Origin of the sequence: Ancylomarina euxina, from assembly GCF_003863355.1 — a bacterium.
GTDB lineage: Bacteria > Bacteroidota > Bacteroidia > Bacteroidales > Marinifilaceae > Ancylomarina > Ancylomarina euxinus.
The window spans coordinates 18,677-33,967 of sequence record NZ_QQWG01000011.1 but is presented as its reverse complement, the minus strand read 5'-3'; the positions used below and the strand labels follow the sequence as shown (position 1 = coordinate 33,967).

Below are 15,291 nucleotides of genomic sequence, written 5' to 3'. Positions count from 1 at the left end.
ATGGTTATCTGCTCTTATGAAATTTATATTGTACACCGATAGGATAATTATCCTACGTGTAGTTAGATAGATACTTTTTATAATATGCAAGGTAAAAATATTATGATGTTTATTATTTGTTAATAAATTTATAGTGTGATGTAAGTATAATGTTGATATAAATAATAGTTTTGTTGTCTTGAATTACTGATGAAATAATTAATTATGGAAGAGTTTGACATCAATAAAGTAACAGCAGAGTTGTTATCTGATCAAATGAAAGGAATAGTAAATGTTGGAAGAGATTTTTTAAAAGGATCTGCTGATAATATTCAATTCTCGTTAAGAACTATCTATACTGACTATATAAAGAGAGTTTATGATAGGTATGGGAAATCAAAATCTTTTTTTATCCGTGATAATCCAGTTGAGTTATATAATTTTTATGTTCCAATGGGAATAAAATGTGAAGAAATAATTATTAACTCATCGAATCTTAAGGGGATATTGAATGTTAATACACATAGTATTATTTCTGGTACTGGTGGAGCTGGAAAATCAATAATGTTAAAGCACCTTTTTATTGATTCACTTAAACAAAAGAAGCAGATTCCTGTTTTTATTGAGTTGCGTGATCTAAATAATACGAGATTTTCACTTATAGATTTATTAGTTGATACAACTAATAGTTTTGGATTAAAAATTGATAAGAAATTCTTTTTTAAAGGTTTGGATAAAGGACACTTTATTTTATTTCTTGATGGTTTAGATGAAGTTAATAAAAATAGAAAATTAGCTCTTTTAAAAGAGATTAAATATTTTACAAATAAATACCCCACAATAGATATCTTATTGACGACACGGCCAGATATTATGCTATCCGAATTAGATATCTTTTCAACATTTAATATTATTCCATTAACACTTGAACAGAGTCTAAAGCTTATAAAAAAGTTGCCTGCTGATGAAGAGTTAAAATCTAAATTTTCAAAAGATCTTGAAGGGAGGTTATTTACTAAACATGAATCTTTTTTATCTAATCCATTATTATTATCCATAATGATGCTTACTTATGGATATAGTGCTGACATACCTAGTAAATCAAGTGTTTTTTATAATCAGGCATTTGAAGCATTATTTCAAAGACATGATTCTTTCAAAGGTGCATATAAGAGAAAAAGAGAAACAAAATTAGATAGTTTAGAATTTTCTAGAGTGTTTTCTACTTTTTGTATTTTAACGTATGAGGATCGAAAATTTAAGTTCACAAAAAATGAAGTTTTAGAGTATTTGGTTCAAGCAAAGGATATTACATGTATTGATTTTGAAATAGAGAACATGTATACAGACTTACTTCAAGCAGTTAGTCTTTTGATAGAAGATGGTTTGTCATTATACTTTACTCATCGATCTTTTCAGGAATACTTTGCTGCAAAATTCATAGTAGAGTCAAATAAAGAGGTGAAAATAGAGCTATTTAATAAGTATATGAAGTATGCTAATAATGACGATGTTTTTGAATTGTCTCGTGAGATGGATAAGGAGTTTGTAGACTTTGAGGTTATTCAACCATTTATTGAAAAATTTCTTAATGAGATTCATTTAAAAAAGAATATTGGAATTACCGTATACCTTAAATATTTAAAAATTATATGGAAAAAATTCGAATTTAAAAATGGGAATTTGTTTGGAACACCTCTAAGTGCAGAATATAGGGAGATGATCTTTTTTATTCTGCAGAATGTATGTCCTGATCTGAGAGAAAAAGAATTAAGCTTGATTGATCAAAGTGAATGGGTAAGAGAACAAAAGTCATTAAGCTTAAAGGAAAACTTGACAACATCATATGAAACAAAGTCGTTAAAAACAACTGATGTAATTGTTAAAGAGTTGTATATGAATGGTATTTTGTTTTCTAAGCAACCGTTAAAGGTTCTTATTAAGATAAATAAAGTAATAAAAGAACGTAAGAAATGTTTTGAAAAAAGACTCAAAGATTTATTGTTGAAAAGGTAGAGGTCTTTAGAAGCTAGCAAATTTTAATAAAAAGAGAGTACCCACCAGGATGCTCTCTTTTGTTTTATCTAGTTCGAAAAAGGGATTAAAGCTTAAAAGCTTCCTTCACTTTCTCAACATAGTCTAGTTTTTCCCAAGTGAAAAGCTCTACTTCAAGTTCCAAATCTTCGAAATAAGGAGAAGCGAATGTTTTCACAACAGTGCGAGGTGTACGTCCCATATGACCATAGGCAGCAGTTTCCTCATAAATAGGGTTACGTAGTTTTAAACGTTGCTCGATAGCAGCAGGACGTAGGTCGAAAATCTCAGTAATCTTATCAGCAATTTCACCTTTGCTCATATCAACATTACACTTGCCATAAGTGCCTACATAGATACCAACAGGCTCAGCTACACCAATTGCATACGAAAGTTGTACTAACATTTCGTCAGCAACACCAGCTGCAACAAGATTCTTCGCAATATGACGAGCTGCATAAGCTGCAGAACGGTCTACCTTCGAAGGATCTTTACCTGAGAATGCACCACCACCGTGAGCACCTTTTCCACCGTAAGTATCAACAATAATCTTACGACCTGTAAGACCTGTATCACCATGAGGACCACCAATTACGAATTTACCCGTTGGGTTCACATGAAGAATAAAATCAGCATCGAAGAAAGCCTGAACACGTGCTGGCAACATTTTAATCACACGAGGGATTAAGATGGTACGAACATCGTTTTTAATCTTAGCCAACATGGTCTCATCATCAGGACCAAAATCGTCGTGCTGAGTTGAAACCACAATGGTGTGTACTCTTTCGATGGTATCATCGTCAGCATACTGAATAGTCACCTGTGATTTTGAATCGGGACGTAAGTAGGTCATATCTTTCCCCTCACGACGAATCTCAGCCAATTCCATCAACAAACGGTGCGATAATTCAAGAGATAAAGGCATATAGTCGTCAGTCTCTTTACAAGCGTAACCAAACATCATACCTTGGTCACCCGCTCCCTGGCTCATTGGATCTTCACGATCTACACCACGGTTGATATCGTCTGATTGCTCGTGAATAGCCGTTAGCACACCACAAGATGTACCATCGAACTTGTACTCGCTTTTGGTGTAACCAATTCGGTTTATCACATTACGAGCAACTTCCTGAGCATCGATATAAGTTTTTGTTTTTACTTCCCCTGCTAAGATAACTTGTCCTGTTGTTACCATAGTTTCGCAAGCGACTTTCGAGTTTGGATCGAAAGCTAAAAATTTGTCCAATAAAGCATCTGAAATTTGATCAGCAACTTTATCTGGATGTCCTTCTGAAACAGATTCAGATGTAAATAAATATCCCATAACATTTTAATGTTTAGAGTACATGGAGTGTCTTAAGTTTTAAATACTTAAAGTGTTTGAAAAGTAAGCCGCTTAAATTGTTTTTAAACGTTAAATACTTTTTACTTTAGGCACTTAAGGCATTTCTTAAAGTACTTTTCATAAATAAAATATACGGGAAAGCATTGGTTGTACTATGTACAGAAAATGTAATAGGGTAAGTATTACCATTTAGCATTTTTTTCTGTGGTCGCAATCAGCCAAATCTTTCCACTTAATTCGATGCAAAGGAAAGCAAAGTTTCGGAAACAAACAAGGTTGATTATGCATTTAGGACTTTAAGCTCTTTATTGCCTGGTAAGTTCTTGGAAAAGAGTCTCTAAGCTTCTTTCTTGAGATTTCATTTCAATGAGGACTAAATTGTTGCTGACAGCCATTTGGAAAATCTGCTCGCGTACATCAGTTTTTGCAGACACTTGGTAGCGATGATTAGCTAAGGCTTCGACATGTGTTATGCCTGTAATAGATTGAAAGAAGGCTTGAGGTACTGCGCTGGTAAACTGCAAGTCCAGCATGTGGGATTCTTTAATGCTGTGAATATTATTCGAAGCCTGATCGGCAACCAGTCGACCCTTATTTATTATCAGAACACGCTCACATATGGCTTCAACTTCCTGCATGATATGAGTTGAAAGCATCACGGTTTTTTCTTTCCCAATATCCTGAATAAGCTGACGTACCTCAATCAGCTGGTTGGGATCGAGTCCTGTAGTGGGTTCGTCTAGAATCAAGACTTTGGGATCGTGAATGAGAGCCTGAGCCAATCCGACTCTTTGTCGGTAACCTTTTGATAGGGCGCCGATTTTTTTCTTTTGCTCCAAGCCTAAGCCTGTGAGCTCAATCATTTCGTTAACTCTTTGTTTTTTCTTTTTGCCTAGCTTGTAGATGCCTGCCACATATTCCAGATATTCTTTCACATATAGATCCAAGTAAAGTGGGTTGTGCTCAGGCAGATAACCAATTTGCTTTCGAATTTCCAGAGAATGCTCCATCACATTCAAGCCATTTACAAAGACATCGCCTGAGCTTTGAGGCAGAAAACCCGTGATAATCTTCATCATGGTTGATTTTCCAGCTCCATTGGGTCCAAGGAAGCCAACAACCTCAGCATCTGAAATTTCAAAACTCAAGCTGTCTAATGCTTTTTGTTTGCCATAAAATTTGCTGACTTCTTTAACTTGTATTGACATGGGTTTATTTTTTCTCGCAGATTCCTATGTTGATTGTAATTTTATGAACACAAATGAATTGTTCTTCCATTATATGGATCAGTTTGGGATGTATAATTAAATCCCTACTTATTCGAAATTCAAATTTAAGAATTTATAGCTTACATTTGTACATCAAATAGAATCAAACTAAGATTTATCAATATCAAATTGCCTACAGCTTTATATCCATTAAGATAGACTTTATCGCATGAGATATAGGAAAGAGTTGTTTATAATATCAAGTTCATGACAATTTCGAAACTCAATACATTCTGCAAGGATTTATTTAATTATTCCCGACGTTTATCTTCCGAAACCAAAATTGGAAAGACACCGCTAGGAGCTCTGCATCCTATCCGTGTGCAGTCGATGACTAATACCGACACGAATAATGTTCAGGCAAGTGTTGAGCAAGCTATCAGAATGATAGAGTCGGGTGCGGAATATGTACGATTGACCACACAGGGAACCAGAGAGGCTGAAAACTTAAAACATATCAAAGCGGGTTTGTTGGAGAAAGGCTATCAAACACCTTTGGTTGCCGATATTCATTTTAACCCTGAAGCAGCGACTATTGCAGCTCAATATGTGGATAAAATTCGTGTAAACCCAGGTAACTTTGTTGACAAAAAAGCCGATTTGAAGGGGACAGAATACTCTGAAGAAATGTATCAAGAGGGCTTAAATAAGATTCATGCCAAGTTTATTCCTTTGATTAATATTTGTAAAGAGAATAAGACGGCTATTCGCATTGGAACCAATCATGGTTCACTCTCAGATCGAATAATGAGTCGTTATGGTGATACGCCACGCGGGATGGTTGAGGCGACACTTGAATTTCTTCGTATTTGTAAAGATGAGAGGTTTAGTAATGTTGCGATTTCCATTAAATCAAGCAACACCGTGATGATGGTGAAAACCGTTCGCTTGCTTGTGAGTGAAATGAATAAGGAAGAACTTTACTTTCCTTTACATTTGGGGGTAACTGAGGCTGGCGAAGGAGAAGATGGTCGAATTAAATCGGCTGTTGGAACGGGTGCTTTGCTCAACGATGGTTTAGGTGATACCATTCGAATTTCATTGACTGAAGACCCAGAGATTGAATCGCCAGTTGGCCAAAAAATGGTGGATTATATTCTCGAGAAGGAGAATCATGGCCTAATTCAATCGCCTGCATATAGCGGTATCAACCTTTGTGATTTTTATAAACGATCAACACTAGAAGTCAATAATATTGGAGGGCGAAAACAAACCATTGTTATTTCAGACTTTAGTTTAGAGAGGCATTTTAGCAGTGATTTCCCTGAGCAAGCAGGTTATAAGATGAATGTCGATACTTTTGAGTGGGAGAAGGGTGATTTAGCGGCAAATTATATGTACTTGAATGGCTTTGATCCTGCGATTCGTGATTTTCCAAAAGAATTGGGTTTAATTGTTGATCAGGAATGTTGGGAAGATGCTTTTCAGTATTCTGAGCTAGCTCAGCCCTTATTCTCATCTGAGGTTTTCATGCACGATGATTTGAGCTCTTTTTCATCTGATATTCATTTTGTTAATTGCGAGTTTTCTGACCTTACTGATGATTTTATTAATAAACTAAAAGCTAATCCTAAAGCCGTAATCATTTGCCAATCGAAGCATCAAAATGCTTTTGCAGAGCAACGTGCTTTCGTTTTTAAGTTAATTCAGTTCAATTGTAAGACACCAGTGGTTTTCCATCGACTATTCAATGAAAATGAGTTGGAAGATCTGCAGTTGAAATCGGCTTGCGATTTGGGTTCTTTGTTCATAGATGGATTAGGGAATGGTATTTGTCTAAACAATACGGGAAATATCTCTCGTGAGGATTTGAATGCAAGTGCTTTCGGTATTTTGCAGGCAGCTCGGGTTCGTACATCTAAAACAGAGTTTATTTCATGCCCAGGATGTGGCCGCACCCTGTTTAAGCTGCAAGATGTGGTTGCTGAGGTAAAGAAAAAATTTGCACACTTATCTCACCTTAAAATAGGTGTAATGGGTTGTATTGTGAATGGACCGGGAGAAATGGGAGATGTAGATTACGGCTACGTCGGTGCAGGGGCTGGAAGAGTGTCATTATACAAATCGAGGGAGCTGATAAAGAAGAATATTTTGAGTGAGGATGCGATTGATGAATTGATTCAAATCATTAAAGAGAATGGCGATTGGAAAGATGCTAAGTAAAAATATGTTAATTAGTATCTCAAAAGGCTATTCATTTATCTAAATTTCTTATCTTGAATTGATTTTTAAGAGCCATTTTAAACGCGCATATTGACAATTGGACCCATTCTGAAAAAAAAGGACTAAAGAATATGAATTTTAGATTACTATTTGTTTTTTGTCTATTTATATCTAGCATAGCTTCATCTCAAGAACTCAATATAAAAGGGGTTTTTACAGGGGCGAATGTCTATGTTATGAATCCTTTTGCAAAAATTGAGGGTCGTTTTACCATCGAATCTATTTCTATCAACGATAAGGAATATACTGAGAATATGGAGTCGAGTGCCTTTGAAATTGACTTGGCACATATGGGTTTTAAACTTGGTGAAGATTTACACTTCTGTATACGATATAAAGATTCAATAACGCCGTCTATTATTAATATGGAGGCCATACAGGCTGTGAGTTCTTTCGAAATGAAAAAGGCATCTATCGATAAAGATCAATTCCTGAATTGGAAGTGTTCAAATGAGACGGGATCTCTTCCTTTTAGTATTCAGCAATACCGATGGAACAAATGGGTTACTGTAGGGCAATTGAGAGGAGTTGGTACTGATGGAGTCAATCATTATAGGATAAAAGTACCCATTCATTCTGGTGATAATATGTTTCGAATTCACCAGGTTGATTATACCGAGAAGGACAACTATTCGGATACAATTCAATACAAGTCGAGAATTAAACCAGTCACATTGGTGAATAAAAAAGTGACATCGAAGCTGATATTTTCAGCTCCGACTCAGTTTGAGATCTTTGATTTGTTTGGTAATCTTATTTACAATGGTTTTGGAAATGAAGTCCGATTCGATGACTTAATTCCAGGTAAATACTACGTAAATTACGATAATACCATTGGAGAATTTATCAAAGAATAAGTTCAATCTAATTCTTGGCAAATAGATCCAGAACACTTTCCCCATTTTCCAGATCGAGATGGTGAGCAATCATACCTACAGAGCGAGCAGCCTCCACATTAGAGTACATATCATCTATAAGTAAGGTTTCCTCAGCTTTCAGCTTTTCGGCTCTTAAAAGTTCATTATAGATACTTGTGTCAGGCTTGCGTAAGCCCATATTGTGAGAATAATAGTCCTTCTCAAAACAATCGGATAATTCAACTCCGTGGCTTTCTTTTATCAATTTGGTATAGCATTCCCAATGGATGCTATTGGTGTTGCTTAGTAAAAAAATCTTATGTGTTTTTTTTAGCTCCTGCAACAAAAGAAGTCTCTCGTATGGGAAATCAAGCAACATGGCATTCCAAGCTTGATCAATTTGTTGGTCGCTAACCTCTGCATTGATATATTGACGAATCTCGCTTCGGAAATCTTCAGGACTCACCTCGCCTTTTTCAAGACGATCGAATAAACCATTTTCTCGATATTCATGTTGGATGCGATCAGTGTCATTCAAACCTATCGCTTTAAACTGATTAACAGAATTTTCGGGCTTAATATTTAGTAGGACACCACCTAGATCGAAGACTATATTTGGAATTGATGAAAAATTAGGCATATTTTTTTCTTAAAATTTTTGAATTATTCAATGCAAATATGTAACATTGCAGTCGCAAAACAAAGGTAATAAAATACTTTTACCGTCTTGTTTTCGACGGGCCTATAGCTCAGCTGGTTAGAGCACCTGACTCATAATCAGGGGGTCCATGGTTCAAGCCCATGTGGGCCCACCCCCAATAAAAGCAGTTACACTTGGTGTAGCTGCTTTTTGCTTTTTATCTCTAGCCATATTTAATATTGAGATTTTTAATCGTAATCTTGTTTTAAAGATGAAAAATTGGAGCCCAAAATAAAGAGAATGACCTTTAAGGGCACTCTCTTTATTTTATCTCAAATTGGATTTTATCTAAAACTAAAAGCAATACCTCCAGTTATTGTATTGTATTCCTGCATAGTATAATCGGCAAATATTTTAAAGAAGCCCAGATTTAAACGAGTTCCAACTGTTGCTCTTACACCACTGGCATCAAATTCAACAGATACAGGATCAATTAATGTTTCAGAAACAACTGTCAATCCAGAATTGACCTCTGTATATTCTAATTCGTAAGTTCCTTTTATATTCACATCCATTTTAGCCGTATTGTATCCAAGGGCGCCATAAAATTCGATTAGTTTTAAATTTACAGAGGCAATGGCCTGAATAGTATAGGCGTTGGTTGAGAATTCCAATTTTTGTCCAGAGCCGTTAAATTCTGAATCTCCTTGAATATCATATTCAGCATTTAGGTTTGTAAATGCAAGCAGGGCAGAAACATCAAAAGGCGTTTTATCTATCTTCAATAACTTACTAAAGCTTTTTTGAATTCCTATTCCAAACATGCCAGTTTCCAGATCTGAAGTTCCAAGTTTGGGTAGATATCTTATTTTTAGATCTGCGTCGATTACTGGGATTCCGATGCCTACCTGAAGGGTTGCAGAAGGGACTGCTTTTATTGGTAAATCGTCACCTATACCATCAGGCATATTAAAATTCGCAAGATCAAAAGAACCACCATCAGTTTCAATTTTAGCTTGAAGTACAGTGGTGTTTTCACCTCCAAACAGGGTTTGGATTTTACTCGGTCCACTTTGCAGGCTTAGGTTCTTGTAATCAGAAGCAACAAAGTTAAAGATCTCATCTTTCCCTGGAACTTGTGCTAGGTTAGCAACCAAGGTGATGTCGAAACCAAATTTCTTATGAGTTCTTGCGGTAGTATACCAACCATTATTAAGTCCATACATAAAGCCTTTGGCAACTGGGTTTACGTAGTTTTCGGTAAGTTTTGAAGCATCTTCGGTTCCAGATAGAAGAAATTGCTCAATGTCTTGAGATTTTCCTAAAAAAGGGATCAGTAAAAAAAGAAGTAGAATAAATTTTTTCATGGGATATTATTTAGAATGAATATTTAGACAACTACTTGTTGGCAGCGATTCGCTTTACTCAAGTTAAAGTAAATATTGAATGTAAACAAATAGCTTTTCTAAGTAGCGGGGATCAGACTCGAACTTGTCCGCCTTAGGCGGATATGATCCAAAGGGTATTTTAGTTGAAACTTATTTGTAGAATTTAGGGCATAAAAAAAGCTCCTAACTTTCGTTAAGAGCTTCTCTCGAGTAGCGGGGATCGGATTCGAACTTGTCCGCCTTAGGCGGATATGATCCGAAGGATATTTTAGTTGAAACTTATTTGTAGAATTTAGGGCATAAAAAAAAGCTCCTAACTTTCGTTAAGAGCTTCTCTAAGTAGCGGGGATCAGACTCGAACTTGTCCGCCTTAGGCGGATATGATCCGAAGGATATTTTAGTTGAAACTTATTTGTAGAATTTAGGGCATAAAAAAAAGCTCCTAACTTTCGTTAAGAGCTTCTCTAAGTAGCGGGGATCGGATTCGAACTTGTCCGCCTTAGGCGGATATGATCCCTAATTAGTGTTTTGCAATAATTTCATTTCGGATCCACTTCCTTCCTTTTCCACCTTTGAGTTGTTTCTCCCGATCTAAAGCTTCTCTTTTTGAATCGAATTCTTGGGTATGAACAATCTCCCAAGGACGGAATTTAATTGTCCAGCCTTTTATGCCAAATTCATTATGAGATTTAAATCGAGCATCAAGATTTGAAGTACACCCGATGTAAATCTTATCAAATTTGTTTGAGTATAGAATGTAAACAGTGTACATAGCAGAAATCAAGATACAAAAAAGCTGCGAATTATGTTTTAATAAACTTCAGGAGTGATGAAGGCTAGGCTTGAATTATTGTCTGCCTTAGGCGGATATGATCCAAAGGGTATTTTAGTTGAAACTTATTTGTAGAATTTAGGGCATAAAAAAAGCTCCTAACTTTCGTTAAGAGCTTCTCTAGAGTAGCGGGGATCGGATTCGAACTTGTCCGCCTTAGGCGGATATGATCCAAAGGGTATTTTAGTTGAAACTTATTTGTAGAATTTAGGGCATAAAAAAAAGCTCCTAACTTTCGTTAAGAGCTTCTCTAAGTAGCGGGGATCAGATTCGAACTTGTCCGCCTTAGGCGGATATGATCCAAAGGGTATTTTAGTTGAAACTTATTTGTAGAATTTAGGGCATAAAAAAAGCTCCTAACTTTCGTTAAGAGCTTCTCTAAGTAGCGGGGATCGGATTCGAACTTGTCCGCCTTAGGCGGATATGATCCAAAGGGTATTTTAGTTGAAACTTATTTGTAGAATTTAGGGCATAAAAAAAGCTCCTAACTTTCGTTAAGAGCTTCTCTAAGTAGCGGGGATCGGATTCGAACTTGTCCGCCTTAGGCGGATATGATCCGAAGGATATTTTAGTTGAAACTTATTTGTAGAATTTAGGGCATAAAAAAAAGCTCCTAACTTTCGTTAAGAGCTTCTCTAAGTAGCGGGGATCAGACTCGAACTGATGACCTTTGGGTTATGAGCCCAACGAGCTACCAACTGCTCCACCCCGCAATATATTTTTAATAAGTTGAAATCGACGAAAACGAATCCTCGAAAGGATTCTCTGTGTAGCGGGGATCAGACTCGAACTGATGACCTTTGGGTTATGAGCCCAACGAGCTACCAACTGCTCCACCCCGCAATATATTTTCAGTATGTTTTCGTCGATAAAAGAAATTCCGTTGAATTTCTAAGTAGCGGGGATCAGACTCGAACTGATGACCTTTGGGTTATGAGCCCAACGAGCTACCAACTGCTCCACCCCGCAATATATCTTTAGATTGGTATCTTTCTTATTTGCGATTGCAAAGATACGCCCTTTTTAAACTAATGCAAGGTAATTCAAGTATTTTTTATAGAATGGCGATAATCTCTGTCTGCTCTTTGTGGCTTGAAAGGTAGAGGACGTGAGGGTGATTTATTCAAACGAATTCTCATCGTGCAATAAATCATTGTGTTGAAGTTTTGTTAGCAAGAAGTAATAAGTTAAAGAATGAATATTAGCCTCTTTGATTTTTTTTTAGAAATAGGCTCTTAATTCCACACTTCCCACATGAATTGCTGTATTTCCCTCGGCTTGCCTTCCTCTGTAGTTGATATTCATTTGAAATGTCTTCGATAGTTGCTGCTGATAATTTAGGTGCCATGTCATATTATTACCAGGTAAAAAGCCTTCGAGCATTTCGTAGGCAATCGAACTATTACTATCGCTATTATAAGTTAGGATAAGGTAATGTACCGAGGCATTCAAATTTTTCTTTTTCCCTAGTGAAAGCTGAGCTTCCAATCCTAAGTCATGAGATTCTAACTTTTCAATATTCAACCTGTTTTCTTTATTCTTGAAGAGGTATTCGAATCCTAGCTGAAAATCCCGTCCGACTTGATATTTGAGTTTTAATAGATTTTTAAGATAGTTCAACTTATAATCTTTGCTGGAATAAACTTCGCTGCCCCGTTTTTTATTTCCTTGATCAAATCGATTACTAATTTGCCAATCCTGTTTTTTCCAAATCAGTCGTAAGCCATTTTGACTTAGTTGACTTTTTTCAAAACCATTATTTAAGAGAAGTTTACTTTCATTATCCAAATAGATATAGTCATAAGTCACCTTCGACTTTTTCGGATGAAACGAAAAGGTATTTTGTAGAGAGGAAGTTCGATAGATGATATTGGCATTGCTTTGTGTCGAAGAGAAAGGATTGCCATAAAGGTTGAAATCATTATCTGTACTCTTCTTAGCGATTCTATAAGAAAAGCGGTTGCTTATTGCTGAGGCGAACTTTGAAAGCCTGGAGTTCCCCTTAAGAGACTTCAGTTGGATGTTTAGGCTTTGACGGTACTCGCTGGTATAAACTTTTCGATAGTTGGTTGTGATGTTTGAGATTCGAATATAATTGGCTTCGTCCTTAAAGCTGGCGATTTCAAATTCATTGATCTCCTTGATTTCATTATTATTGTAATCGGTCCATTTGTAAACGCCTTGTCCTGCATTGACTTCAAAGTACGAGTAGATCCGATCAGCCTCCAGCCCAGAACCCAATTCATAATAGGTGGATGTTCTAAGTATCCCTTTTAGAATTCTTGATCGGTGCTCTAGTTTTCCAAGAAAGTTTTCTTCAGGTTTTTCATTGCTGATTTCCTGATTCAGAATCCGAAGCTTTCGATAGTTACTGCTCAGTTTTAATTGGTTTTTCTTGTTCTTTTTTAACCAAAGAATAAAACCAATATCTTCGGACTCACTTTGGGAGCTCATTTTGCCTTCCCAAGGCAATAAATCCTTACGATACTGATAAAAGGTTTCAAATTGATTTTGATTGGTTTCACGGCTTTTTATGTAGACCTTGTAGGTTTTATTAGCAAAGCTATTAATTAGTAAATTTTGATTGGTTTTTTCTTTCCATTGATTGTTTTCACTATACTGTACTAAACCTATATTGATCGCTTTTAGCTTATAAAGGGCAGCCATATTATTTCTGAAAAACTTGGTTTCTGTATCATTTTGATTACTTGTTAATAAGCTTGCACTCCAATTTAACTCAAATCTATTTTTGTGATATTGTGCGATGGCATTCTGTCGTAAGCCCTTAAATCGCGATGACTGATTTAGGGCAGCAATTTCGTAAGTAAAGTTGCTGACTTTATTTTGATATGTATTTTTAAGCTCTACAAAATGTTCCTGACTCTTGCTTGTTTGCTCCTGAATATTCCAATCTCTATTGAACTCGGGAGATCTGAATTTCTCAACGTTTTCGAAGTTATTACTCAGATAATTATAAACGATAGAAGTATTAAATAGCTGGTTTGTATCTTTTAAAAAGGTTTTTCTATGGCTTTCGAACATAAAGGCTATTGCCTTATTGTTTTTATCATCCTTGGAAGAGAAAGTGTTGAGATCCTTATTGCTTAAAGCGAGTTCAAATTGACTATTGGCGTGCTCCGAATGTTCAAATTGACCACCGAAGCTCATCATCTGATGTTTTTCAGGAGCGACCAGTTGTGAGTTAATGGAGAAGTCACCTTGAGGAATCGAATTGATCGGAGCCACCCATTCATAAACCCGGCCATTTGCCGAGGATTCAATTTGCCTATAATTTCCTTTTTTGTCACCCACATACGAAAAGCGAATTTGGTAAATCGCTTCTTCCGCTTGGGTCGAGTAGGCATAGGTTTCATAATCTAGCCCATCAATTTGATGGATAACCTTTTTATATAACACCAGTTCATTTGTGAATTCGACAGTTTGAATTTGAGGTGTAATGGCAGCTTGCAGATTATCACCTAACTGACTTAGTAAGAGTTTTTGATCATCGTTTAAGTTCTGGCTGATGGTGTTGTTTTTATTATCCTGTTCGTTATAGAAATTGAAATGGAAGCTGGCATTTTCGCTGTTTATTTCGGTGCTATTATAAATTAAATATCTTGAGTAATTTTCCTCGGAGTATTCAAACTCAGCAATAATTCTGGAGTTTCGATTGATAGGTTGATTGGTATTGAAGCTCAGCTCTGCGGTATTGTAATTGATACTATAATCTTGACTTTCACCACGGCTTAGTAGTTTTCCATCTTTGTAAATCTTCTCTGATCCAGCAAGGATAATAATATAAGTTTCGTTGTTTGTTCCAAATAATCTGTATGGACCCTGATTGCCTTCAAGGCCTTGAATCTCCATCCTGTTGAATTTTCCTTTGGCAATGGAAGTACTTATTTGCGTATGAATTTTAGTTTTCTTCCCATCCGAAACGAGACCTTGATATTGCCCTCCCTGAACCTTCTTTCTGAACCTTAAAAAGTGAGATTTAGTAGCGTTCTCTATTTGATAATCACCCAAGGTCAGTTCATGCTTTTCGTTGAATAGCTTAATAAAAATGCGATCAAAATCCTGTATTTGCTGTGTATTGCCATCGGGCTGAATAGGAATGTTGTCATCAGTAATGGCGGCAAGTATATTGACATGATCGCTAAGCTTGCCAGATAATTGCAGATTCAAGTTCGAATTACTCACTACATCCTGATTGTTTCCCAAGGATAAACCTCGGGTATAACTGCCTTGTTTGTTGAGTTGGGATTTGAACTCATTTTTTTGATTTCTATGATTTTGAGCTAGAGAATAGTGTTTGTTTCGGATCACATCAGGCTGATTGATTTCATTGGGATGATGTTTGTAAAGTACCTGAGCTGTTTTGTAATTGAAAACCCGATATGTGATTTTGGCTTGAGATCCTTTAGCTTTTAATTTCTCTTTGGGAATAAAGATGCCTTTAGCTAGGTTTAGTTGATAATAGGTACTATCCAATAATTCATTAGTGACCCATAGTTTTATTGTTGTGGGTAATATCAGTAGAGAATCGAGCTGAATGCTATCTTTTGAGATGTCAATCTGTCGGATTCTGATATTGCTTGTCTTCTGAGCATAGCTGGCTGTGCACAGAATAAGAAAAAAGCAAAAGAACAGAATTCGTTTCAAAAGATCGGTATTAAGGGAGTTAATGGTTCAGCTTCTATTGTTGGAGTTATCAAGTTTTGA

The 15,291-nt window shown here is 36.1% G+C and carries 9 protein-coding genes and 4 tRNA genes; 4 read left to right on the top strand and 9 right to left on the bottom strand.

Going from position 1 to position 15,291, the window contains the following annotated elements:
• The first annotated feature begins 204 nt into the window (after positions 1–204).
• Positions 205–1,995 (top strand): NACHT domain-containing protein, encoded by a 1,791-nt coding sequence (locus DWB61_RS11535; RefSeq protein WP_125031061.1) that lies wholly within the window; start codon positions 205–207, stop codon positions 1,993–1,995.
• A gap of 85 nt (positions 1,996–2,080) precedes the next feature.
• Here DWB61_RS11535 and metK read toward each other — a convergent pair whose 3' ends face one another.
• Together metK and gldA are read right to left on the bottom strand one after the other, a co-directional pair.
• On the bottom strand, positions 2,081–3,337 hold the full coding sequence (metK, locus tag DWB61_RS11530) for a methionine adenosyltransferase (protein WP_125031060.1): 1,257 nt from the start codon (positions 3,335–3,337) through the stop codon (positions 2,081–2,083).
• 326 nt (positions 3,338–3,663) lie between these two features.
• Positions 3,664–4,566 carry a gliding motility-associated ABC transporter ATP-binding subunit GldA gene (gene gldA / locus DWB61_RS11525; RefSeq protein ID WP_125031059.1) on the bottom strand — a complete coding sequence of 301 codons (903 nt, stop codon included), beginning with the start codon at positions 4,564–4,566 and terminating at the stop codon, positions 3,664–3,666.
• A gap of 267 nt (positions 4,567–4,833) precedes the next feature.
• Between gldA and DWB61_RS11520 the strand changes: the two genes are divergently transcribed.
• Positions 4,834–6,789: a flavodoxin-dependent (E)-4-hydroxy-3-methylbut-2-enyl-diphosphate synthase gene (locus tag DWB61_RS11520; RefSeq protein WP_125031058.1), complete on the top strand. Its 1,956-nt coding sequence runs from the start codon at positions 4,834–4,836 to the stop codon at positions 6,787–6,789.
• Between the two features lie 236 nt (positions 6,790–7,025).
• Positions 7,026–7,706 (top strand): hypothetical protein, encoded by a 681-nt coding sequence (locus tag DWB61_RS11515; protein WP_125031057.1) that lies wholly within the window; start codon positions 7,026–7,028, stop codon positions 7,704–7,706.
• A gap of 7 nt (positions 7,707–7,713) precedes the next feature.
• Here the strand turns inward: DWB61_RS11515 and DWB61_RS11510 are convergent, their stop codons facing one another.
• Positions 7,714–8,346, bottom strand: a complete 633-nt coding sequence (locus DWB61_RS11510; protein ID WP_125031056.1) for an HAD family hydrolase — start codon at positions 8,344–8,346, stop codon at positions 7,714–7,716.
• A 98-nt stretch (positions 8,347–8,444) separates the two neighbouring features.
• Here DWB61_RS11510 and DWB61_RS11505 point away from each other — a divergent pair.
• Positions 8,445–8,518 (top strand) — tRNA-Ile (locus DWB61_RS11505).
• 172 nt (positions 8,519–8,690) lie between these two features.
• Here the strand turns inward: DWB61_RS11505 and DWB61_RS11500 are convergent.
• From DWB61_RS11500 to DWB61_RS11475, 6 genes are all read right to left on the bottom strand, one after another.
• Positions 8,691–9,713 carry a DUF6588 family protein gene (locus tag DWB61_RS11500; RefSeq protein ID WP_125031055.1) on the bottom strand — a complete coding sequence of 341 codons (1,023 nt, stop codon included), beginning with the start codon at positions 9,711–9,713 and terminating at the stop codon, positions 8,691–8,693.
• Between the two features lie 541 nt (positions 9,714–10,254).
• Complete coding sequence (locus tag DWB61_RS11495) at positions 10,255–10,506, bottom strand: GIY-YIG nuclease family protein (protein WP_125031054.1); 252 nt, start codon at positions 10,504–10,506, stop codon at positions 10,255–10,257.
• Between the two features lie 700 nt (positions 10,507–11,206).
• Positions 11,207–11,279 (bottom strand) — tRNA-Met (locus tag DWB61_RS11490).
• A 57-nt stretch (positions 11,280–11,336) separates the two neighbouring features.
• Positions 11,337–11,409, bottom strand: a tRNA-Met gene (locus DWB61_RS11485).
• 53 nt (positions 11,410–11,462) lie between these two features.
• Positions 11,463–11,535: transfer RNA gene (locus tag DWB61_RS11480), tRNA-Met, on the bottom strand.
• 252 nt (positions 11,536–11,787) lie between these two features.
• Positions 11,788–15,231: a hypothetical protein gene (locus tag DWB61_RS11475; protein ID WP_125031053.1), complete on the bottom strand. Its 3,444-nt coding sequence runs from the start codon at positions 15,229–15,231 to the stop codon at positions 11,788–11,790.
• Between the last annotated feature and the right edge of the window lie 60 nt (positions 15,232–15,291).

What these genes read in the sequence shown, in the direction of transcription:
- DWB61_RS11500 (WP_125031055.1), bottom strand. Translation starts at nt 9,713, where the DNA reads ATGAAAAAATTTATTCTACTTCTTTTTTTACTGATCCCTTTTTTAGGA.
- DWB61_RS11535 (WP_125031061.1), top strand. Translation starts at nt 205, where the DNA reads ATGGAAGAGTTTGACATCAATAAAGTAACAGCAGAGTTGTTATCTGAT.
- DWB61_RS11495 (WP_125031054.1), bottom strand. Translation starts at nt 10,506, where the DNA reads ATGTACACTGTTTACATTCTATACTCAAACAAATTTGATAAGATTTAC.
- gldA (WP_125031059.1), bottom strand. Translation starts at nt 4,566, where the DNA reads ATGTCAATACAAGTTAAAGAAGTCAGCAAATTTTATGGCAAACAAAAA.
- DWB61_RS11520 (WP_125031058.1), top strand. Translation starts at nt 4,834, where the DNA reads ATGACAATTTCGAAACTCAATACATTCTGCAAGGATTTATTTAATTAT.
- DWB61_RS11510 (WP_125031056.1), bottom strand. Translation starts at nt 8,346, where the DNA reads ATGCCTAATTTTTCATCAATTCCAAATATAGTCTTCGATCTAGGTGGT.
- metK (WP_125031060.1), bottom strand. Translation starts at nt 3,337, where the DNA reads ATGGGATATTTATTTACATCTGAATCTGTTTCAGAAGGACATCCAGAT.
- DWB61_RS11515 (WP_125031057.1), top strand. Translation starts at nt 7,026, where the DNA reads ATGAATCCTTTTGCAAAAATTGAGGGTCGTTTTACCATCGAATCTATT.